We start from the raw sequence: 21754 nt of genomic DNA on the forward strand, positions 1-21754 counted from the left end.
GTGCCATGGTGGCATCACTTCAGCGCCAACACTGATGCCGTCCCTCGCCCACCGACAGGAGTTCCCAGCCGTGGCTACCTTCCTTTACAAACTGGGCCGTCTCGCCTTCCGGCGCCGATGGCTGATGGTGCTGCTGTGGGTGGTGGTCCTCGGCGGTGCGGGCTTCGCCGCATCCGCCGCCCCGGCGCCGCCCGCGGACACCTTCTCGATGCCCGGCACGGAGTCGCAGAAGGCCTTCGACCTGCTGGAGAAGAAATTCCCGGACGCGAGCGCCGACGGCGCGAGCGCCCGGGTCGTGGTCCGTGCGCCCGAGGGCGGGAAGCTCTCCGACCCCGCGCGCAAGGCCCAAGTCGCCGCGCTGGTGGCGGAGTTGAGGAAGTCCCCGCAGGTCGCCTCGGTGAGCGACCCGTTCACGACGAAGGCGGTCAGCGAGGACGGCTCCACCGCCTACGCCGTCGCCACCTACAAGGTCCCCGCCACCGAGGTCGGCGACAAGGCGCACGACGCCCTCGACGACGCACTTGCCGAGGCCCGTGACGCCGGCCTGACCGCGGAGGCCGGCGGCGACGCCGTGAAGATCGACGCCGCCATGAGCGGCACGGGCGAGAAGATCGGCATCCTGGTCTCCGCCGTGGTCCTGCTCCTCACCTTCGGCTCGGTGATCGCCGCCGGGATGCCCCTGCTCACGGCCCTCATCGGGGTCGGCGTCGGGATATCCGCGATCACGGCGCTCGGCGCGACGCTCGGGCTGTCCAGCACCACGTCGACCCTGGCGATGATGCTCGGCCTCGCCGTCGGCATCGACTACGCCCTGTTCATCGTCTCCCGCTACCGCGCCGAGCTCACCGAGGGCCGCGACCGTGCCGACGCCGCCGGACGGGCGGTCGGGACCGCCGGCTCCGCGGTCGTCTTCGCCGGGCTCACCGTCATCGTGGCCCTCGCGGGCCTGGCCGTGGTGAACATCCCGATGCTCACCAAGATGGGCCTGGCCGCCGCCGGCACCGTCGCCATCGCCGTCCTGGTCGCCCTCACCTTCGTGCCGGCGCTGCTCGGCTTCGCGCCGGTCAAGGTCCTGCGCCGCCGGGACCGCCACCGCTTCTCCGGCAAGCCGCTCAGCGCCCGCCGGCAGCGCAAGGCCGACAAGCTCGCCGCGAAGGACGCCCGTCGCAAGCCCAACCTCGGCTCCCGCTGGGCCGGTTACGTCCTGCGCCACCCCGTCGCCGTACTGGTCCTGGCCGTCCTGGGCCTCGGCGCGGTCGCCCTGCCCGCCGCAAGCCTGGAGCTCGGACTGCCCGGCGAGGGCACCATGGCCCCCGACACCACCCAGCGCAAGGCCTACGACCTGCTCTCGGACTCCTTCGGCCCCGGGTTCAACGGGCCGCTGACGATCACCGTGGAGGGCCCGGACGCCAAGGCCGCGGCCGACACCGTCGGCGAGCGGATCGCCGGGCAGGACGGCGTCGCCACCGTCACCCCGGCCACGCCCAACGAGGCCGGCGACACCGCGATCCTGAACGTCGTCCCGGCCACCGGCCCCACCGACGCCGCGACCGAGGACCTGGTGCGCCATCTGCGCTCCCTCGCCGACGGCTTCCGGGCCGACACCGGCGCCGAGGTCCTGGTCACCGGCCAGACCGCGATGTTCATCGACTTCTCCGAGACCCTCGACGACGCGCTGCTGCCCTATCTCGCCCTGGTCGTGGGCCTGGCCTTCCTGCTGCTGATGCTGGTCTTCCGCTCGGTCCTCGTGCCGCTCAAGGCCGCGCTCGGCTTCCTGCTCTCGGTGACCGCCGCGCTCGGCGCCGTCGTCGCGGTCTTCCAGTGGGGCTGGCTCGCCGATGTCTTCGGCGTCGACCAGCCGAGCCCGATCATGAGCACGATGCCGATCTTCATGATCGGCGTGGTCTTCGGACTCGCCATGGACTACGAGGTGTTCCTGGTGACCAGGATGCGGGAGGCCTACGTCCACGGGGCGCGGCCCGCCGAGGCCGTCGTCACCGGCTTCCGCTACGGCGGCCGGGTGGTGGCCGCGGCCGCCGCCATCATGATCAGCGTGTTCTCCGGCTTCATCGTGGAGGACAACGACTTCGTGAAGATGATCGGCTTCGGCCTCGCGGCCGCGGTGCTCTTCGACGCCTTCCTGGTCCGTATGACGATCGTCCCCGCCCTGTTCGCCCTGCTCGGCAAGTCGGCCTGGTGGCTGCCGCGGTGGCTCGACCGGCTGCTTCCGGACCTCGACGTCGAAGGCGCGAAGCTCTCCGGCACGGCCCCGGCCGGGCAGGTGGCGCCGCGGCGCCGGGACCCCGAACTGGTCGACTAGCGACCCCCGTTGACCGTGACCGGGCCCTGCTCGGCGGCCTCGTCCAGGCGGGCCTGTTCCTCTTCGCCGAGGAGCAGGTCCGCCGCGGCCGCCGAGTCCCTGGCCGTCTCCGGCCGGCTCGACCCCGGAATCGGGATGACGGCCGGGGAGCGCGCCAGCAGCCAGGCCAGCCCGACCCGCTGGGGGCTGACACCGCGCTCCGCCGCCACGGCGTGGAAGGCCGCGAAACGGTCCGCTCCCTCCGTCCGCGACGGGCCGTCCAGGGAGCTGCGGGCCAGCCCGCCCAGCGGACTCCACGGCAGGAACGCCAGCCCCAGTTCCGCGCACAGCCGCAGCTCCGGCTCGCTGTCCCGGACGGCGGGGGAGTAGCGGTTCTGCACCGACACCAGCCGGTCGCCGAGGACCTCGCGCGCCCGGCGGACCTGCTCCGCGTCCGCGTTGGACACCCCGGCCAGCCGGATCGTGCCCGCGTCGAGCAGCTCCCGCAGGGCGCCGACCGACTCCTCGAACGGCACCGCGGGGTCCGGCTTGTGGAGCTGGTAGAGGCCGATCGCCTCCACACCGAGGCGCTCGCGGGAGGCCTCGGCGGCGGCCTTGAGATGACGCGGGTGGCCGTTCACCGTCCAGTCGCCGCCCGCCGGCCGGCCGCGGCCGCCCTTCGTCGCGACCAGCACGTCCGAGGTGTCACCGCCGTACGTGGCGAGTGCCCGGGCCAGCAGGCGTTCGTTGTGGCCGGGCTCCGCGCCCGGCAGATGGTAGGAGTCGGCCGTGTCCAGGAGGGTCACGCCCGCGTCGAGCGCGGCGTGCACGGTGGCCAGGGCACGCTCCTCGTCCGGCCGGCCTTCGAGGGACAGCGGCATCGCGCCGAGCCCGATCGCGCTCACCCGCAGTCCGCCCAGTGTCCTGTACCGCACGTCAGTCGCCCTTTCCGAGGGTCTCGGCGACAGCACGCGGCAACCACTGCCGGGCGTCGGTGAAGGTGTGGCCGAGCCGGGTGGCACGGCCGTTGTCCATGCCGTAGGAGCGGCGGAAGGAGAACGGGGAGACTTCGCCGACCTCCACGGGCCGGAACACGGCCCGGCCGCCCGGGACGTGCGCCGCCACCGCCTCGCACAACTCCTCGGTGCTCAACGCCCCGTGCGAGGCGGAGTTCACCGGCCCGGTGAACTCCTCGCCCGCCGCCCAGGCGAGGAAGCGGGCGATCTCGTCGACGTGGATGTACGTGGCGGGCCGGTTCACGGCCGGGACGGCGATCGGCTCGCCGGTGCGTATCCGCTCGGCGTAGTGGGCCAGCCGTCCGGTGAAGTCGTCGTCCCCGCCCAGCACATGGGCCACCCGCACCGCCGTGTACGGCAGCGCCGGGCCGTCGGCCGCGAGGACCGCCTCGGCCTGCCGCTTGCCCTCCCCGTAGTGCGCCTCCCGGAACACCGGGTCGTCCCAGGGCAGTTCGAGGTCCACGGGCACCGTGGACGGGACGACGGCCTCCTCGCGCACGAGGGCGGGGGAGTCCTCGTACTCGTACACCTCGACCGTCGAGGTCATCACATAGCGGCCGGTACGGCCGGCGAAGACACGGCGGGCGAGTGCCGCCTGGCGCGGGGTGTAACAGACCTGGTCGACGACGGCGTCGAAGACGCGCGAGCCGAGCGCTTCGGTCAGCGCGTGCTCGTTGTCCCGGTCAGCGACCAGCTGCTCCACTCCGGCCGGCGGCGGGGAGGACCCCCGGTTCAGCACGCTCACCCGGTGCCCTTCGTCCCGCAGCTGTGCGATCAGGCGCTTTCCGACGTAACGGTTTCCACCGATGACCAGTACGTTCCGGACCTTTTCCATGGCCATAATTCTCCTGGCGTACATCCGTGTACTGAAGGGGGAACCATGGGAGTTCAGGCCGCAGCACCGAAAGAACCACGGCATCTGCGTCCCGCCGCCGACGAAACCTCGGCGATCTTCGACGCGCTGGACCGGCAGATCCTCCACCTGCTCCAGACCGACGGCCGGATCAAGCTCAGCGAGCTGGGCCGCCGGGTCCGGCTCAGTCCGGCGGCGGTCACCGAGCGGGTGCGGCGGCTGGAGGCCGCGGGCGTGATCAGCGGCTACGGCGCCCAGGTCGTCCCGGCCCGGCTCGGCTACGGCATCCAGGCGTTCATCCGCGTGAACCCGCACGGCGGCTACAACCTGAAGCACCCGAGGACCCTGGAGCTGATCGAGCGGCCCGAGATCACCGAGGTGCACCACGTGGTCGGCGAGGACTGCTGGATCCTCAAGGTCGCCGTCCGGGACACCGTCCACCTGGAGGAGGTCCTGGAGGGCGTCTCCGCGCTGGGGCGCACGACGACGTCGATCGTGCTGACCTCCCCGGTGGAGCGGAAACCGCTGTTGCCTTGACGCGGGCGTCAAGGAATACGTTCGACGCATGCGAATCGGCGAGCTGGCCGCACGGGCCGGGACCACGACGCGGACGCTGCGGTACTACGAGTCGCGGGGGCTGCTGCCCGCGCGGCGCACCGGCAACGGCTACCGGAGCTACGACGAGACCGATCTGCGGCTGCTCCGGCAGATCCGGACGCTGCAGGACTTCGGGTTCGACCTGGAGGAGACGCGGCCCTTCGTGGAGTGTCTGCGGGCCGGGCACCCCGAGGGCGACTCGTGCCCGGCGTCGCTCGCGGTCTACCGGCGCAAGCTGGGTGAACTGGACTCCCTGATCGGTGAGCTGACCACCGTCCGGGACACGGTCGCGCGGCAGCTGGCGCGGGCCGAGCTGGCCGCCGAGGCGGAGACTCCGGGCGGTCCGGAGCCGCAGTGCGAGCTGGGAGGGGACACATGGTGACCGACGTGACGGACGCGGATTTCGAGGCGGAGGTGATCGGCGCCGATCTGCCGGTGCTGGTGGAGTTCACCGCCGGCTGGTGCCCGCCGTGCCGGCAGATGGCCCCGGTGCTGAAGGCGCTCGCATTCGAGGAGGGCGACCGGCTGAAGGTGGTGCAGCTGGACGTGGACTCCAACCCGGAGACGACAAACGCCTACAAGGTGCTGTCCATGCCGACCTTCATGGTGTTCCGCGGCGGTGAGCCCGTGAAGTCGATGGTGGGGGCGCGGGCGAAGCGGCGGCTGCTGGAGGAGCTGGCCGAGGTGCTCTAGGCGACCCGCCCGGACAACAGGAAATCCCCCGAGCAATTGCGCTCGGGGGATTTCCCTGCGTATATTTGTTTGTTCGCGACTTCGACTCGAAAGAAGTCACGCGAAGTTCAGTGAGCACAGTATATCCGGGCGGGAGTGGAATTGTCAAACACCGAATTTCCGGACGATGAATTGCGGCAGGAACAGGAATTCATCGACGGGTTGTACGCGCGCGTCGACGCCCTGCGCGGCGACGCCGAGACCTCCGTCACGGACGCGCTCGCGCAGGGCAACACGCCCATGCAGGCCAGACTCGAGCGGGACATCCTCGTCGCCGAGCGCTCCGGGCTGCTCGCCGCGCTGAACGCGGTGGACGGCTCCCTGTGCTTCGGCCGGATCGACCTCACCTCGGGCGTCACCCACCACATCGGCCGGATCGGGCTGCGCACCGACGACGCCGAGCGCACCCCCGTCCTGATCGACTGGCGCGCCGACGTCGCCCGTCCCTTCTACCTGGCCACCGGTCACACCCCGATGGGCCTGAGGCGCCGGCGGCACATCGCCACCGACGGCCGGCGGGTCACCCAGCTGCACGACGAGATCCTCGACCTCGGCGACGAGACCCGCACCGGCCACGAGGACCCGACGGGCGACGCCGTGCTGCTCGCCGCCCTCGACTCGGCCCGCACCGGCCGGATGAGCGACATCGTGCAGACCATCCAGGCCGACCAGGACCGCATCATCCGCGCCCCGCACCGCGGCGTCATGGTGGTGGAGGGCGGCCCGGGCACCGGCAAGACGGCCGTCGCCCTGCACCGCGCCGCGTATCTGCTGTACGAGCACCGCGAGCTGCTCGCCAAGCGGGCGGTACTGATCGTCGGGCCCAACCCGGCGTTCCTCGGCTACATCGGCGAGGTGCTGCCCTCCCTCGGTGAGACGGGCGTGCTCCTCGCGACCGTGGGCGAGCTGTTCCCCGGCGTGAAGGCGACCGCGACCGACACGCCCGAGGCCGCCGCCGTGAAGGGCCGGGCCGGCATGGCGGACGTCCTCGCCGAGGTCGTCCGAAGCCGGCAGGCGCTGCCCGACCCCGTCATCGCCATCGAGCACGACCGCGAAATCCTCATGCTCGACGACGGTCTGGTGAACGTCGCCCGCGAGCGCACCCGCGCCGCCAAGCTGCCGCACAACGCGGCCCGCGAGCACTTCGAGGGCCACATCCTCAACGCGCTCACGGATCTGTACGCCGAGCGGATCGGCACCGACCCCTTCGACGGATCCAGCCTGCTCGACCCCAGCGACATCACCCAGATCCGCGACGACATCGCCGAGAACCCCGACGTCTGGTCCGCCATCGACCAGCTCTGGCCGGTGCTCACCCCGCAGCGGCTCGTCGCCGACTTCCTCGCCGCGCCCGAGGAGTTCCTGCGCGCCGAGGACGCCGAGGCCGTACGCCGCCCGGTGACCCGGCGCTGGACGGTCGCGGACGTGCCGCTGCTCGACGAGGCCGCCGAGCTCCTCGGCGAGGACGACCGGCTGGCCCGGGAGCGCGCCGCGCGCGAGCGGGAGGAGCAGATCGCCTACGCGCAGGGCGTGCTGGAGGTGTCGTACGCCTCCCGGACCTACGAGTTCGAGGACAAGGAGGACAGCGACCCCGACGGCAGCGAGGTGCTGTCCGCGCACGACGTCATCGACGCCGAGCGGTTCGCCGAGCGGCACGAGGAGGACGACCACCGCAGCGCCGCCGAGCGCGCGGCGGCCGACCGCACCTGGGCGTTCGGGCACATCATCGTCGACGAGGCGCAGGAGCTGTCGCCGATGGCCTGGCGGCTGCTGATGCGGCGCAGCCCGACCCGCTCGATGACCCTGGTCGGCGACCCCGCGCAGACGGCGGAGGCGGCCGGGGTCGGCTCCTGGGCGGGCATCCTCGGCCCGTACGTCGAGGACCGCTGGGAGCACAACCGACTGGGCGTCAACTACCGCACCCCGGCCGAGATCATGGACGCGGCGGCGGCCGTGGTCCGCGCCGAGGACCCGGAGTTCGAGCCGCCGAGCTCGGTCCGCTCCACGGGTGTACGGCCGTGGGCGCGGGCCACCGACGACCTCCCGGGCGCGGTCGCCAAGGCGGTCGAGGAGCTCACCCCGGCCGAGGGGCGGCTCGCGGTGATCGCGCCGCGCGACCTCCACCGCGGCATCGCGGCCCGGCTGGACGGCGTGACGGCGGGCGCCGAACCCGACCTCACGCAGACGGTCGTCCTCCTCGACCCGCGCCAGGCCAAGGGCCTGGAGTTCGACTCCGTCCTGGTGGTCGAGCCCGGCCGGTACGGCACCAGCGACCTGTACGTGGCCCTGACCCGGGCCACCCAGCGGCTCGGCGTGCTGCACACCGGGGAACTGCCGGAAGCGCTGTCGGAATCCTTCGTGCAGGAGCGATGACAGTTCGTGTCGTAGTCACACTCGACCGCTTCGCCGCCGTGGAACTCACCCGCCCGCCCGACCAGTTGCCTGGCGGGCGGGCCCGCGCCTACCGGAGCAGCGACTTCGGATCCCGCAGGGCGTGCCACAGCCCGGCCGTGAGCGGTACGACCGTCAGGGCTAAGAAGACCCAGAACAGGAACTCGGCGCCGGGCGCGAGGTCGTAGGTGGTGCCGTCCTCCCACTCGCAGTAGGCCCGGGGCGGAAACGGCGTGGAGACTCCCCAGGCCTTCCCGTCCCCGAGGACGCCCTCCCGCATCGGCTCGGCGGGACAGGGCGCGGTCTCCGGGAACAGGACGGGGTCGTCCGCCGTCATGATCACGACCCAGGTGACGGCACCGCACGGCAGTGCCCAGAACACCGTGGTCCGCACCCACAGCGGGAGCAGCGGATGCGCCAGCAGCCCGCGCAGCGCGACCAGGGCCACCACGAGTCCGACGAAGACGGGAAGCAGCGTCATGCCGACGCCCCGGCCTTCCGGGCGCGGAGCCCGATCACCACGCCCTCACCGCCCTCCCGCGCGGACGGGCCCCCACGGCCCGGTGAAGTGGCACGGCGCATGCCGCCACCCCACCAGGGCCCGACCGCACGGGCTGTGGCGGAAGCCACTCCTCCTGTCACAGAGGTGTCACAGCGGCCGCCTACGCCGGGCGCAGCCACACCGTCGACAGCGGCGGCAGGGTGAGGCGGATGCTGGCCGGGCGGCCGTGCCAGGGCTGGGCCTCGGGCTTGACCGGGTCGGGGTTGGTGACGTCGCTGCCGCCGTAGCGGGCGGCGTCGGTGTTCACGGCCTCGTGCCAGGCGGGGACGTCCTCGGGCACGCCCAGGCGGTAGTCCTGGCGGACGACCGGCGCGAAGTTCGACACCGCCAGGATCGGGGTGCCCTCCGGGTCAAGCCGCAGGAACGCGAGGACGTTGTCGTCGGCGGCGTCCCCGACGATCCACTCGAAACCGGCCGGGTCGGTGTCGAGGCGCCACAGCGCCGGGGTGGCCCGGTAGACGGTGTTGAGGTCGCGGACCAGGTCGCGCACGCCCCGGTGGTCGGGTTCGGCCCCGTAGCCCGGGTCCAGCAGCCACCAGTCCGGGCCGTGCGCCTCCGACCACTCGGCGCCCTGGGCGAACTCCTGCCCCATGAAGAGCAGTTGCTTGCCCGGGTGGGCCCACATGAAGCCGAGGTAGGCCCGCACCCCGGCGCGCTGCTGCCACCAGTCGCCCGGCATCTTCGACACCAGGGAACGCTTGCCGTGCACGACCTCGTCGTGGGAGATCGGCAGGACGTAGTTCTCGCTGTACGCGTACACCATCGAGAACGTCATCTCGTGGTGGTGGTACTTGCGGTGCACCGGCTCATGGCTCATGTACTGGAGCGAGTCGTGCATCCAGCCCATGTTCCACTTCAGCCCGAACCCGAGCCCGCCGAAGCCGCTCGGGCCCTCGTGGTGCGTGGCCCGGGTGACCCCGTCCCAGGCGGTCGACTCCTCGGCGATGGTGACCACGCCGGGCACCCTGCGGTACACCGTCGCGTTCATCTCCTGCAGGAACGCCACCGCGTCCAGGTTCTCCCGGCCGCCGTGCTCGTTGGGCGTCCACTGCCCCGCCTCGCGCGAGTAGTCGAGGTAGAGCATCGAGGCGACGGCGTCCACGCGCAGCCCGTCGATGTGGAACTCCTCGCACCAGTACAGGGCGTTCGAGACGAGGAAGTTGCGCACCTCCCGCCGCCCGAAGTCGAACTCCAGCGTGCCCCAGTCGGGGTGCGCGGCCCGCAGCGGATCCTCGTGCTCGTACAGGGGCCGCCCGTCGAACTCGGCCAGCGCCCAGTCGTCCCGCGGGAAATGGGCCGGCACCCAGTCCATGAGGACGCCGATCCCGGCCCGGTGCAGCGAGTCGACCAGGTACCGGAAGTCGTCGGGCGTGCCCAGCCGGGCCGTCGGCGCGTAGAAACCCGTGACCTGGTAGCCCCAGGAGCCGCCGAACGGATGCTCGGCGACCGGCATCAGCTCGACGTGCGTGAAGCCCAGGTTCTTCACGTACCCGGGGAGCTGATCGGCCAGTTGCCGGTACGTCAGTCCCGGGCGCCAGGAGGCCAGATGCACCTCGTACACCGAGAACGGCGCCTCATGTGCCGGGGCCTCGGCGCGCCGGGACAGCCACTCGGCGTCGCCCCACTCGTACGCCGAGGACGTGATGACCGACGAGGTCGCGGGCGGCACCTCGGTGCGGCGGGCCAGCGGGTCGGCGCGCAGCGTCTTCGAACCGTCGGGCCGCGTGATCTCGAACTTGTACAGCTCGCCCTCGCCGATGTCCGGCAGGAACAGCTCCCACACGCCCGACGAGCCCAGCGACCGCATGACATGGCCGGTGCCGTCCCAGAAGTTGAAGGTGCCGGCCACGCGCACGCCGCGCGCGTTCGGCGCCCACACCGAGAACCGGGTGCCCGTCACGCCCTCGTGGGTCATCGGGTGCGCGCCCAGCGCCGTCCACAGCTCCTCGTGCCGGCCCTCGCCGATCAGATGCAGGTCGAGGTCGCCCAGCGTGGGCAGGAAGCGGTATGCGTCCTCGGTGTCCAGGACCGTGCCCTCGTACTCCACGAGCAGCCGGTACTCCGGAACCTCCCGCAGGGGCAGCAGCCCGGAGAAGAACCCCTCCCCGTCGTCGTGCAGCTCCGCCCGCAGTTCCCCGGCGACGACGGTCACCGACAGGGCGTACGGCCGGAACGCCCGGAACGCGACCCCGCCGGGCACGGGGTGCGCGCCGAGCACGGAGTGCGGGTCGTGATGCGTCCCGCCGAGCAGCCGCTCCCGGTCCACCGCGTCGACGGCGGGCGAGACGGCGATCTCCATCTCCGGCGGGACGACCTGGGCGGGGGCGGCCTTCGTGGCGCTCGTTGTCCTGGCGGGGGCCTTCTTGGCGGGGGCCTTCTTCGGCGCCGCCTTCGTGGCAGGGGGGTTGGCGGCCGTGGTCCTGGTGCCCGCCGCCTTCGCGGTCGTGGCCTTCTTGGCGGCAGCCTTCGTGGCCGTTGTCTTCTTCGCGGCCGTCGGCTTCGCGGCCGTCGCCTTCGTGGCCGTCTTCTTCGCAGGGGTCTTCTTGGCGGCTGCCTTCGTCGCGGCCACCTTCTTGGCGGTCGAGTTCGCCGCGGTCGCCTTCGCGGGGTCCGCCTTCTTCGCGACGGCCTTCTTGGCCACGGCCTTCTTCGTCACGGCCTTCTTCGCGGCAGCCTTCTTCGCCACGGTCGGCTTCGCGGCCGTCGACTTCGTCGCCGGTGACTGCGCCGGGGCCGATTTCCTGGCGGCGGCCTTCTTCGCCGCCGCCTGTTTCGGTACCGCCGTCTTCTTCGCGGCGCTCTTGCGCTGGGCGGCCGTCGGCTGCTCGGGGATCTTCTCCCCGGCCGTCTTCTTCGGGTGCGAACCGCTGGACTCGGAGCGGGGGGTCACGGGCGCAGCCTCCTGGGCGCAGGTGGGTCAGTCAGGTCAGATGGCCGGACGAGGAGAGCCGGCTTATGGCGGCCAAGGGCACCGGCAGCCAGTCGGGGCGGTGCCGGGCCTCGTACACCACCTCGTAGATCGCCTTGTCCGTCTCGTAGGCGCGCAGCAGCACCGGGTCGGTGCGCGGATCGCGGCCGGAGGCCTCCGCGTAGCCGGAGCAGTACGCGGACCGGCACGTCTCGGCCCAGTCCGGCTGGGGCGGATCGGCCGAGCGGGCCGCGTAGTCGAAGGACCGCAGCATGCCGGCGACATCCCGCACCGCCGGCTGCGGCATACGCCGCTCGGGCAGGGGCCGGGCCGGCTCGCCCTCGAAGTCGATCAGCGACCACTCGCCGGCCGGTGAGCGCAAGCATTGCCCGAGATGCAGATCGCCGTGCACGCGCTGCGCGGTCCAGGTGCGGCCCTCGGCGGCCAGATCGCCCAGCGCCGCGAACGCGGACCGCAGCCCGTCGGCGTAGGGCCGCAGCGCGGGCACCGCCTGGACGGCCGCCTCCAGCCGCTCGAGCATGCCGTCCACCATGATCTGGAGCTGCATGTGACCGAGCGTGACCGTCGGCAACGCGCGAGCCAGCGCGGTGTGCACCTCGGCGGTGGCCCGCCCCAGCGCCCGTGCCTCGGCGCCGAAGTCCTCGCCCTTGGCCAGCTCGCGCAGCGCCAGCTCCCAGCCGTCGGAGGCGCCCTGCACGAACGGCTGGAGCACCCCCAGCACATACGGCTGGCCGGCGAGGTCCCCCGGGCCCGCCGAGACGACCGGGTCCGCCATGGGGTCGATGTCCGCGACCATCCAGGCCGTCGGCGCGGGCACCCGGGGGCAGTCCTCGCGGGCCAGCGCCAGCGGCAGCTCCAGATCGGGGTTGACCCCGGGCACGATCCGGCGCAACAGCTTCAGGATGAACGTATCTCCGTAGACGACGGACGAGTTGGACTGCTCGGCGGTCACCACACGGGGCACAAGGCCGGACCGGATGTCCTGGCCGGGGTCCCGCTCGAAGCGGAGCCTGCCGATACGGGCCTGGGTGCGCAGCGCCTCCAGGAGCAGCTCGGCGGGCCTGGTGTCGTGCAGGGCGTCGTAGACCGTGCGGCCGGCCAGCGGCCCCGTCGGTACGTGTCCGATGAGCGCGGGCGCCAGCCGAGGCGGCAGCGCCTCGCGCACGCCTATCAACAGCTGGTAGCAGTCGCCGGGGTGGCCGGGCGCGCCGTGGGACGGCACGAGCGGCTGATGGGCGCGGACCAGCAGGTGGTACAGGCCCAGCTTGGCACTGGAGGGGAGCAGCTCGGTGGCCTCGACCAGCGTGAACCCGGTGACCGGACGTCCCTTGCCGGCGAACCAGCGCTGCCGTGGCAGCCATTCCCGCAGCAGTGGATCCAGGGAGGCGAGAAGGCCGGGCGGGGTGGTGACGGTGCGTGTGACGGCTTCCGACATGACGTCGCGTCCTTTCACCCATGTGTGATGCGTCACCGGGTGGGGTGTTCTTGATGCGTGCCCCGGGCGGGGCAGGAGAAACGCCCCGCCGCGGGGGTTTGCGGCCTGCCCCGCGGATCAGGCCTCAGCAGGCCGTTCCAGGCCTCACACGGCCCTCATACGGTGTCACCGCGGAGCCGGAACCAGTAGAAACCGTGGCCCGCCAGGGTCAGCAGATACGGCAGCTCGCCGATGGCCGGGAAGCGCACCCCGCCGAACAGCTCCACCGGATGCCGCCCCTCGAAGGCGCTCAGATCCAGCTCCGTGGGCTGCGCGAACCGGGAGAAGTTGTTCACGCACAGCACCAGGTCGTCCTCGTACTCCCTGAGGAAGGCCAGCACCGCCGGGTTCGTCGACGGCAGCTCGGTGTACGTGCCGAGCCCGAAGGCGGGGTTCTGCTTGCGGATCTCGATCATGCGGCGGGTCCAGTGCAGCAGCGACGACGGCGATGACATCGACGCCTCGACGTTCGTGACCTGGTAGCCGTAGACCGGGTCCATGATCGTCGGCAGGAACAGCCGCCCCGGGTCACAGGACGAGAAGCCCGCGTTGCGGTCGGGCGTCCACTGCATCGGCGTGCGCACCGCGTCGCGGTCGCCGAGCCAGATGTTGTCGCCCATGCCGATCTCGTCGCCGTAGTAGAGGATCGGCGAGCCTGGCAGGGCCAGCAGCAGGGCCGTGAACAGCTCGATCTGGTTGCGGTCGTTGTCCAGCAGCGGGGCGAGCCGGCGCCGGATGCCGATGTTGGCGCGCATGCGGGGGTCCTTGGCGTACTCGGCCCACATGTAGTCGCGCTCTTCGTCGGTGACCATCTCGAGCGTGAGCTCGTCGTGGTTGCGCAGGAAGATGCCCCACTGGCAGTTCGAGGGGATGGCCGGGGTCTTGGCCAGGATCTCGGAGACCGGGTAGCGGGATTCCCGTCGCACGGCCATGAAGATGCGGGGCATGACCGGGAAGTGGAAGGCCATGTGGCACTCGTCGCCGCCGCTGGGGTAGTCGCCGAAGTAGTCGACGACGTCCTCGGGCCACTGGTTGGCCTCGGCGAGCAGCACCGTGTCCGGGTACTGCGCGTCGATCTCCTTGCGCACCCGCTTCAGGAAGTCGTGCGTCTCCGGGAGGTTCTCGCAGTTCGTGCCCTCCTGCTGGTACAGGTACGGCACCGCGTCCAGCCGGAACCCGTCGATGCCCAGGTCCAGCCAGAACTTCAGCGCGGAGATCATCTCCTCCTGCACGGCCGGGTTCTCGTAGTTGAGGTCCGGCTGGTGGGAGAAGAAACGATGCCAGTAGTACTGCTTGCGGACCGGGTCGAAGGTCCAGTTGGAGGCCTCGGTGTCGACGAAGATGATCCGCGCGTCAGGGAACTGTTTGTCGTCGTCGGCCCACACGTAGTAGTCGCCGTAGGGCCCGTCGGGGTCCTTGCGCGACTCCTGGAACCAGGGGTGCTGGTCGCTGGTGTGGTTCATGACGAAGTCGATGATCACGCGCATGCCGCGCTGGTGGGCGGCGTCGACGAACTCCACGAAGTCGGCGAGGTCGCCGAACTCCGGGAGGACGGCCGTGTAGTCGGAGACGTCGTAGCCGCCGTCGCGGAGCGGGGACTTGAAGAACGGCGGCAGCCACAGGCAGTCGACGCCGAGCCACTGGAGGTAGTCGAGCTTGGCGGTGATGCCCTTCAGGTCACCGACGCCGTCGCCGTTGCTGTCCTGGAACGAGCGGACGAGCACCTCGTAGAAGACGGCGCGCTTGAACCACTCCGGGTCGCGGTCCCTGGCAGGAGTGTCCTCGAAGGTGTCCTGAACGGGTTCATTGACGATCATGTTGTGGGTGACCCTCCGATCTGCGGGGTGGACGGTCGCAGCACCGTGAAGACGTGCGCGGGGCTCCGGCCCGGTTCGAGACGCACGTAGTTGGCCCTGCCCCAGTGATAGGTCTCGCCGGTGAGCTCGTCGCGCACCGGCACCGACTCGTGCCAGTCCAGGCCGAGTTGCGGCATGTCCAACGAGACCGTCGCCTCCTGGGTGTGGTGGGGGTCGAGGTTGGCGACCACCAGAACCGTGTTCGAACCCTTCCGCTTCGAGTAGGCGATCACCGCCTCCTGGTCCGCGTCGTGGAAGTGGAGATCGCGCAGCTGCTGGAGGGCCGGGTTCTCCCGGCGGATGGTGTTGAGCCTGGTCAGCAGCCGGGTGATGGTGCGCCCCTCACGCTCGGCGGCGTCCCAGTCGCGGCGGGTGAGCTGGTACTTCTCCGAGTTCAGGTACTCCTCGCTGCCCTCTCTGAGCGGGGTGTTCTCGCACAGTTCGTAGCCGGAGTAGATGCCCCAGGTCGGCGAGAGGGTCGCGGCCAGGACGGCCCGGACCTCGAAGGCGGGCCGGCCGCCGTGCTGGAGGTAGGCGTGCAGGATGTCGGGGGTGTTGGCGAAGAAGTTCGGCCGCATATAGGACGCGGCCTCCCCGGACAGCTCGGTGAGGTAGTCGGTCAGCTCCTGCTTGGTGTTGCGCCAGGTGAAGTAGGTGTAGGACTGCTGGAAGCCGATCTGGGCCAGGGTGGCCATCATCGCCGGGCGGGTGAACGCCTCGGCCAGGAAGATCACATCCGGGTCGGTGCGGTTGATCTCCGCGATCACCCGCTCCCAGAACACCACCGGCTTGGTGTGCGGGTTGTCCACGCGGAAGATCCGCACCCCGCAGTCCATCCAGTGCCGCAGCACCCGCACCGTCTCGGCGATCAGGCCGTCCATGTCGGCGTCGAAGGCGATGGGGTAGATGTCCTGGTACTTCTTGGGCGGGTTCTCGGCGTAGGCGATGGTGCCGTCGGGGCGGTGGTGGAACCACTCGGGGTGCTTCTGCACCCAGGGGTGGTCGGGGGAGCACTGCAGGGCGAAGTCCAGCGCCACCTCCATCCCCAGCTCCCGGGCCCGGCCGACGAACCAGGTGAAGTCCTCCAGGGTGCCCAGGGCGGGGTGGACGGCGTCGTGACCGCCCTCCGGGGACCCGATCGCCCAGGGCACCCCGACATCGTCGGGGCCGGGGGAGAGGGTGTTGTTCTTCCCCTTGCGGAAGGTCGTGCCGATGGGGTGGATCGGGGGCAGGTAGACGACGTCGAAGCCCATGGCGGCGATCGCGGGCAGCCGGCGGGCGGCGGTGCGGAACGTGCCGTGCGGCTGCTGCCGGGTCCCCTCGGAGCGGGGGAAGAACTCGTACCAGGAGCCGTACAGGGCCCGCTCCCGCTCCACCAGCAGCGGCAGCGGCTCGGAGGTCGTGACCAGGTCCCGCAGCGGATGCCGGGCCAGCACCTCCTCCACCTCCGGCGTCAGCGCACCGGCGAGCCGCGCGGCCGCCGGGCGGCTCTCGTCCCGCAGGGCGTCGACGGCGGCCAGGAGCACGTCCCGCAGGCCTTTCTCCTCGGGTACGCCGTCGGCAGCCCGCTCGTACAGGCGTGCGCCCTCCTCCAGGACGACGTCCGTGTCCATGCCGGCCGGGATCTTGATCTGCGCGTGGTGGCGCCAGGTTCCGATCGGGTCGCCCCACGCCTCCACGGTGAACGTCCACAGGCCGGGCTCCCCGGCGGTGACCGTGGCGCCCCACCGGTCCGTGCCGGGGGCCAGCTCCCGCATCGGCGTCCACGGCCCGGGGCGGCCCTCGGGGTCCCTCAGGACGGCGTTGGCGGCGACCGCGTCGTGCCCCTCCCGGAACACGGTCGCCGAGATCTCGAAGGTCTCGCCGGTCACGGCCTTGGCCGGCCGGCGTCCCTGCTGGACGACCGGACGGACATCGAGCACGGGTATGCGCCCGACGGCGGTCGCCTCGCCCGCGGGGGGTGGTTGCGGGACCGGTGGACCGGCGTCGGCCGGGCGCACGGGACGTTCCTCGCCGCCGGGCGCGCGCGCCCCGGTGCGGCGGGTCGGGGGTGGTGACGAATGGTGCTTGGCGGGCATGACCGCTCCTGTCCGCGTCAACGTGGGTGGGCGGATGTCTATGGGGAGGTGGGTCCTGCGTGGTGCTCCAGAGAGGGGTACCCGGAGGAGCCTTCCCACCCTATTCGGGTGGGCAATCCGGCACTTTGTTAACTACTCAGGGGTATGTCGACACACAAGACCGGCCTCGTCCGCGAAGGACGAGGCCGGCCCTTGTGTGTGGCTGCTCCTTCGCCCTACGGGTGCGGCACCCGCAGTAACTTGTCCGGCGAACCGATGCCCCGGCCGGAGATCTTCCCGGTCGCCGCTCCCGCCGTCAGAGCCCTCCCGACCTGGGACGGAGCCGCTTTCGGATGGTCGGCCAGATACAGCGCGGCCGCGCCCGCCGCGTGCGGAGAGGCCATCGAGGTGCCCGAGAACGTGGCCCGCGCGGTGTCGCTCGCGGCGGCCGCGGAGGTGATGCCGACGCCCGGGGCGAAGAGATCGAGGGCCGGGCCGTGGTTGGAGAAGGCCGGTTTTGTATCCCCGCGGTCGGTCGCGCCGACCGTGATCGCCTGCTTGACGCTCGCCGGGGAGTAGAGCCCGGCGGGCCTGCCGTCGTTGCCCGCGGCGATCGTGTAGGTGACGCCGGAGGCGATGGAGGCGCGGACGGCGGCGTCCAGCCGTTCGTTGCGCGGGCCGCCCAGACTGAGGTTGGCCACTGCGGGCTTCCTCGCGTGCCGGGTCACCCAGTCGATCCCGGCGATCACCCGGGCCGTGGTGCCCGCGCCCGCGGCGTCGAGGACGCGCACGGAGACGATCCGGGCCTTCTTGGCGACGCCGTGGGTCTTCCCGGCGACCGTGCCGGCGACGTGCGTGCCGTGGCCGTTGGCGTCCGCCGCGACCTTGTCGTTCCCGACGAAGTCCCAGCCGTGGCTCGCCCGGCCGCCGAAGTCCCGGTGGGTGGTCCGGACGCCGCTGTCGATCACGTACACCGTCACCCCGGCGCCCGCCGAAGCGGGCCAGGTGTAGCTCCGGTCCAGGGGGAGACTCGGCTGGTCGACGCGGTCCAGCCCCCAGGGCGCCGGGTCCTGCCGCGTGCGGTCCGGCCGCACGCGAGTGTCCTGGACGACCGAGGCGACCCGTGGATCGGCGGCCAGCCGCGCTGCCTGTCTCGCGTTCGCCCTGATCGCGTAGCCGTTCAGGACCGTGCCGTAGGTGTGGCTGATGTCCACCCCGTATGTCTCGGCCAGGCCCTGCCCGGCCGCCGACGGTGCCCGCGTGCCCTCCTCCAGTGTCACCAGATAACTGCCGTGCACGGAGCCGGGTCCTCCGGCGCCGAGTATCCGCCCCTCCGGTACGGCGTGCGCGGGCAGGGTGATGGCCGAAAGCACCACGGCGCAGATCGCCGCGGTCAGGCCCCCCGTCCAGCGCGGGCGCCGGGTGCGCGTCCGTGCCATGGTCCGAGTTCCCCTCCTCGACTCGGCGTACGGCTGCCGCGCGGCGCCGCGTACGGCGGGCACGGGCCAGTACGCCAGGGGCAGCCTCTCGTGGCCCGTGAAACACCACAAGGACGCCTATGGGGGTGGAATCGGCCATATCCGTGGATGGTGCTGTTCAGGCCGATCGAGGGTGCGGCGGCGGAGCCTCAGCGGCGGCGGCACATCCGCCGGTACTGTCGTAGGAGACGTCGATGAAGCCCTGTGTCCAAGCCCTGCGTCAACCAGCGAACGCGCCGAGGTGGAACCCGTGAAGGCGATCCGTCGATTCACCGTCCGACCCGTTCTCCCCGACCCCCTCCGGCCGATCGGCGATCTGGCCCGCAATCTGCGGTGGTCGTGGCACGCGGAGACCCGTGATCTGTTCCAGTCCGTCGACCCCGAGCGCTGGGCCGCCTCCGGGTGCGACCCGGTCCGGCTGCTGGGCAGCGTGCCACCCGCGCGGCTCGCGGACCTGGCCGAGGACCGCCGGTTCCTGCGCCGCCTCGCCGCGGTCGCGGGCGATCTGCACGACTACATGACCGGCGACCGCTGGTACCAGACCCAGCCCGAGGAACTTCCCGCCGCGGTCGCCTACTTCTCACCCGAGTTCGGCATCACGGCCGCCCTGCCGCAGTACTCCGGCGGCCTCGGCATCCTGGCCGGCGACCATCTGAAGGCGGCCAGCGACCTGGGCGTCCCGCTGATCGGCGTCGGGCTGCTCTACCGGCACGGCTACTTCCGCCAGACCCTCTCCCGGGACGGCTGGCAGCAGGAGCACTACCCCGTCCTCGACCCGAACGAGCTGCCCCTCGTCCTCCTCGAGGAGCCCGACGGCACCCCCGCCCAGGTCGCCCTCGCCCTGCCCGGCGGCAAGCAGCTGCGCGCCCGGATCTGGCTGGCGCAGGTCGGCCGCGTCCCGCTGCTGATGCTGGACTCGGACGTCGAGGAGAACGACCTCGGCGAGCGCGGCGTGACCGACCGGCTCTACGGCGGCGGCAGCGAGCACCGGCTGCTGCAGGAGATGCTGCTGGGGATAGGAGGTGTGCGGGCGGTCCGGACGTACTGCCGGCTGACCGGGCACCCCGCGCCGGAGGTGTTCCACACCAACGAGGGGCACGCCGGGTTCCTCGGTCTGGAGCGGATCGCCGAACTCTGCGCGGCGGGCTCGGACTTCGACGCGGCACTGGAGGCGGTCCGCTCCGGGACCGTCTTCACCACCCACACCCCCGTCCCGGCCGGTATCGACCGCTTCGACCGTGAGCTGGTCGCCCGTCACTTCGGCCCGGACGCGGAGCTGCCCCGCATCGACGTCGGGCGCGTCCTCAAGCTCGGCATGGAGACCTACCCCGGCGGGGAGCCCAACCTGTTCAACATGGCCGTGATGGGCCTGCGCCTGGCCCAGCGCGCCAACGGGGTGTCCCTGCTGCACGGCAACGTCAGCCGTGAGATGTTCTCCGGCCTGTGGCCCGGCTTCGACGCCGACGAGGTGCCCATCACGTCCGTGACCAACGGGGTGCACGCGCCCACCTGGGTCGCCCCGGAGGTGTTCCGGCTCGGCGCCCGGCAGATCGGCGTGCAGCGCGCCGAGGACGCGCTGACCGTCGGCGGCTCGGACCGCTGGGACGCGGTGGCGGACATCGCCGACCAGGAGATCTGGGAGCTGCGGCGGGGCCTGCGCGAGCAGCTCGTGACCGAGGTGCGGGAGCGGCTGCGGGCCTCCTGGCGGCAGCGCGGGGCCGGTACGGCCGAGCTGGGCTGGATCGACGGAGTGCTCGACCCGGACGTCCTCACCATCGGCTTCGCCCGGCGCGTCCCGTCGTACAAGCGGCTGACGCTGATGCTGCGCGACCGCGACCGGCTGATGGACCTGCTGCTGCACTCCGAGCGGCCGGTCCAGATCGTCGTGGCGGGCAAGGCGCACCCCGCGGACGACGGCGGCAAGCGGCTGGTGCAGGAGCTGGTGCGGTTCGCGGACGATCCGCGGGTGCGGCACCGGCTCGTGTTCCTGCCCGACTACGGCATGGCCATGGCGCAGAAGCTGTACCCGGGCTGCGACATCTGGCTGAACAACCCGCTCCGGCCGCTGGAGGCCTGCGGCACGTCCGGCATGAAGGCGGCGCTCAACGGTTGTCTCAATCTGTCCGTCCTCGACGGCTGGTGGGACGAGTGGTTCCAGCCGGACTTCGGCTGGGCCATCCCCACGGCCGACGGGGTCGGGACCGATCCTGACCGGCGCGACGACATAGAGGCCGCGGCGCTGTACGACCTGCTGGAGCAGCGGGTGACGCCCCGCTTCTACGAGCGCGGCCGCAGCGGGCTTCCCGACCGCTGGATCGAGATGGTCCGCCAGACCCTGAGCCTGCTCGGGCCGAAGGTGCTGGCCGGGCGCATGGTCCGCGAGTACGTCGAGCGGCTCTATGCGCCGGCTGCGCTGGCCCACCGGTCGATGCGGCCGGACGCGGCGCGGGAGCTCGCCGAGTGGAAGGCACGGGTGCGGGGGGCCTGGCCGGGCGTCACCGTCGACCATGTGGAGACGTCGGCGTCCGAGGCGCTGGCCGAGCTCGGTACGACGCTGGGGTTGCGGGTGCGCATCGGGCTCGGGGAGCTCGGGCCGGACGATGTGGATGTGCAGGTCGTCTCGGGGCGGGTGGACGAGGAGGACCGGATCGGGGACGCGGCGGTTGTTCCTCTGAAGCCGGTCGGGTCCCCCGGGGAGGACGGGCGGTGGGTGTACGAAGGGGCCTTGTCCCTGGATCGCACCGGGCCGTTCGGGTACACGGTGCGGATTCTGCCGGCTCACCGGCTGCTCGCTTCCAGTGCGGAGTTGGGCTTGGTGGCCGGGCCTTCTGAGGAGCTTGTGGAGGCTGCGGGGCTGTTGATGCGCTGAGGGTTGTCTGCGGGTGCGTGGGGGCTGGTCGCGCCCACGCGGCGGAGCCGCAAACAGATACAGCCCCGCGCCCCTAGGTACCGTCACCACCCTGCGTTGCGATGTTCCGTAGGACGTTGCCGCACCTGCGTGCGTACGCGTGCTGGAATCCCCTGGTCGCCGGGCCGCCCGCCTTTGCGTACCACTTGGCCGGCCGGCTGAACGCGTTCACCGTCAGCCACACCGTGCCGTCTCCCGTGCGGTCCACGATGAACGACTCCTCGCCGGTCTCCGGGTGGCCGGGCAACGTGCCGTAGGCCCAGCCCGCCCGGCGGGGTTCCTCCACCGTCCACACCACGCGGCAGGGGGCCTTGATCATGCCGGCGAGGGTGACGGTGACGTCGACGCCGGGGGCGGCCCGTTCCGCGCTCGCGTCGACGCCGACGCCCATGGCCCGGTGCATCTCCCAGGTGAGCACCGCCTCAGAGGCCCGGCGGAAGACCTCCTCGCCCTCCCCGAGGCGGGTGCGCACGTTCATGGGGTGGAATCCCGGCGGGCAGAAGTGCTCCTCGCGGGTGGCGCCGACATCGGCGTACGTGAAGTCCTCCGAAGACATGGTCCCCAAGAGTAGGGCGGTACCCGGACCTGCCTTCGCTCCGGGT

Annotated in this window: 15 protein-coding genes; 6 read left to right on the forward strand and 9 right to left on the reverse strand. The window is 71.7% G+C overall.

The features are described from left to right. Positions 1-70 precede the first annotated feature (70 nt). Complete coding sequence (locus AC07DF_RS05105) at positions 71-2320, forward strand: MMPL family transporter (protein WP_478966999.1); 2250 nt, start codon at positions 71-73, stop codon at positions 2318-2320. Here the strand turns inward: AC07DF_RS05105 and AC07DF_RS05110 are convergent. Next, positions 2317-3234 (reverse strand): aldo/keto reductase, encoded by a 918-nt coding sequence (locus AC07DF_RS05110; protein ID WP_478967000.1) that lies wholly within the window; start codon positions 3232-3234, stop codon positions 2317-2319. The genes AC07DF_RS05105 and AC07DF_RS05110 overlap by 4 nt on opposite strands. 1 nt (position 3235) lies before the next feature. Continuing rightward, positions 3236-4150: an NAD-dependent epimerase/dehydratase family protein gene (locus AC07DF_RS05115; RefSeq protein ID WP_478967002.1), complete on the reverse strand. Its 915-nt coding sequence runs from the start codon at positions 4148-4150 to the stop codon at positions 3236-3238. A 45-nt stretch (positions 4151-4195) separates the two neighbouring features. On the opposite strand from AC07DF_RS05115, the gene AC07DF_RS05120 reads away from it, so the two are divergent. The 4 genes from AC07DF_RS05120 (at position 4196) to AC07DF_RS05135 (ending at position 7870) form a co-directional block, all read left to right on the forward strand. Continuing rightward, on the forward strand, positions 4196-4705 hold the full coding sequence (locus AC07DF_RS05120; RefSeq protein WP_478967004.1) for an Lrp/AsnC family transcriptional regulator: 510 nt from the start codon (positions 4196-4198) through the stop codon (positions 4703-4705). Positions 4706-4733: 28 nt separating this feature from the next. Beyond that, a complete protein-coding gene (locus AC07DF_RS05125; protein WP_478967006.1) occupies positions 4734-5147 on the forward strand; it encodes a MerR family transcriptional regulator in 414 nt (137 codons plus the stop codon). Next, positions 5141-5458: a thioredoxin family protein gene (locus AC07DF_RS05130; RefSeq protein WP_478967008.1), complete on the forward strand. Its 318-nt coding sequence runs from the start codon at positions 5141-5143 to the stop codon at positions 5456-5458. The genes AC07DF_RS05125 and AC07DF_RS05130 overlap by 7 nt, the downstream gene beginning before the upstream one ends. Before the next feature lie 141 nt (positions 5459-5599). Further along, entirely contained in the window at positions 5600-7870 is a 2271-nt protein-coding gene (locus AC07DF_RS05135) for a HelD family protein (RefSeq protein ID WP_478967010.1), read from the forward strand. Between the two features lie 88 nt (positions 7871-7958). Here AC07DF_RS05135 and AC07DF_RS05140 read toward each other — a convergent pair whose 3' ends face one another. The 6 genes from AC07DF_RS05140 to AC07DF_RS05165 all read right to left on the reverse strand — a co-directional run bounded on the left by AC07DF_RS05140 (position 7959) and on the right by AC07DF_RS05165 (position 18205). Continuing rightward, positions 7959-8369: a hypothetical protein gene (locus tag AC07DF_RS05140; protein WP_478967012.1), complete on the reverse strand. Its 411-nt coding sequence runs from the start codon at positions 8367-8369 to the stop codon at positions 7959-7961. Positions 8370-8550: 181 nt separating this feature from the next. Then, entirely contained in the window at positions 8551-11340 is a 2790-nt protein-coding gene (gene glgB, locus AC07DF_RS05145) for a 1,4-alpha-glucan branching enzyme (RefSeq protein WP_478967014.1), read from the reverse strand. A 31-nt stretch (positions 11341-11371) separates the two neighbouring features. Beyond that, positions 11372-12814 (reverse strand): maltokinase N-terminal cap-like domain-containing protein, encoded by a 1443-nt coding sequence (locus AC07DF_RS05150; RefSeq protein ID WP_478967016.1) that lies wholly within the window; start codon positions 12812-12814, stop codon positions 11372-11374. A gap of 155 nt (positions 12815-12969) precedes the next feature. Further along, positions 12970-14670 (reverse strand): maltose alpha-D-glucosyltransferase, encoded by a 1701-nt coding sequence (gene treS / locus AC07DF_RS05155; protein WP_391115164.1) that lies wholly within the window; start codon positions 14668-14670, stop codon positions 12970-12972. Then, positions 14667-16787 carry an alpha-1,4-glucan--maltose-1-phosphate maltosyltransferase gene (locus AC07DF_RS05160; RefSeq protein ID WP_478967019.1) on the reverse strand — a complete coding sequence of 707 codons (2121 nt, stop codon included), beginning with the start codon at positions 16785-16787 and terminating at the stop codon, positions 14667-14669. The genes treS and AC07DF_RS05160 overlap by 4 nt, the downstream gene beginning before the upstream one ends. A gap of 215 nt (positions 16788-17002) precedes the next feature. Beyond that, positions 17003-18205 (reverse strand): S8 family peptidase, encoded by a 1203-nt coding sequence (locus tag AC07DF_RS05165; protein WP_478967021.1) that lies wholly within the window; start codon positions 18203-18205, stop codon positions 17003-17005. Between the two features lie 289 nt (positions 18206-18494). On the opposite strand from AC07DF_RS05165, the gene AC07DF_RS05170 reads away from it, so the two are divergent. Next, on the forward strand, positions 18495-21113 hold the full coding sequence (locus tag AC07DF_RS05170) for a glycosyltransferase family 1 protein (RefSeq protein ID WP_478967023.1): 2619 nt from the start codon (positions 18495-18497) through the stop codon (positions 21111-21113). A 73-nt stretch (positions 21114-21186) separates the two neighbouring features. Here AC07DF_RS05170 and AC07DF_RS05175 read toward each other — a convergent pair whose 3' ends face one another. Beyond that, complete coding sequence (locus AC07DF_RS05175) at positions 21187-21708, reverse strand: DUF1990 domain-containing protein (RefSeq protein ID WP_478967025.1); 522 nt, start codon at positions 21706-21708, stop codon at positions 21187-21189. Positions 21709-21754: the final 46 nt, after the last annotated feature.

Source organism: Streptomyces sp. NPDC044719 (genome assembly GCF_056433405.1).

Excerpts from the sequence above, each read along its gene's own strand:
- AC07DF_RS05120 (WP_478967004.1), top strand. The coding sequence starts at position 4,196 with ATGGGAGTTCAGGCCGCAGCACCGAAAGAACCACGGCATCTGCGTCCC.
- AC07DF_RS05175 (WP_478967025.1), bottom strand. The coding sequence starts at position 21,708 with ATGTCTTCGGAGGACTTCACGTACGCCGATGTCGGCGCCACCCGCGAG.
- treS (WP_391115164.1), bottom strand. The coding sequence starts at position 14,670 with ATGATCGTCAATGAACCCGTTCAGGACACCTTCGAGGACACTCCTGCC.
- AC07DF_RS05115 (WP_478967002.1), bottom strand. The coding sequence starts at position 4,150 with ATGGAAAAGGTCCGGAACGTACTGGTCATCGGTGGAAACCGTTACGTC.
- AC07DF_RS05160 (WP_478967019.1), bottom strand. The coding sequence starts at position 16,787 with ATGCCCGCCAAGCACCATTCGTCACCACCCCCGACCCGCCGCACCGGG.
- AC07DF_RS05130 (WP_478967008.1), top strand. The coding sequence starts at position 5,141 with ATGGTGACCGACGTGACGGACGCGGATTTCGAGGCGGAGGTGATCGGC.
- AC07DF_RS05150 (WP_478967016.1), bottom strand. The coding sequence starts at position 12,814 with ATGTCGGAAGCCGTCACACGCACCGTCACCACCCCGCCCGGCCTTCTC.
- AC07DF_RS05125 (WP_478967006.1), top strand. The coding sequence starts at position 4,734 with ATGCGAATCGGCGAGCTGGCCGCACGGGCCGGGACCACGACGCGGACG.
- AC07DF_RS05140 (WP_478967012.1), bottom strand. The coding sequence starts at position 8,369 with ATGACGCTGCTTCCCGTCTTCGTCGGACTCGTGGTGGCCCTGGTCGCG.
- AC07DF_RS05165 (WP_478967021.1), bottom strand. The coding sequence starts at position 18,205 with ATGGCACGGACGCGCACCCGGCGCCCGCGCTGGACGGGGGGCCTGACC.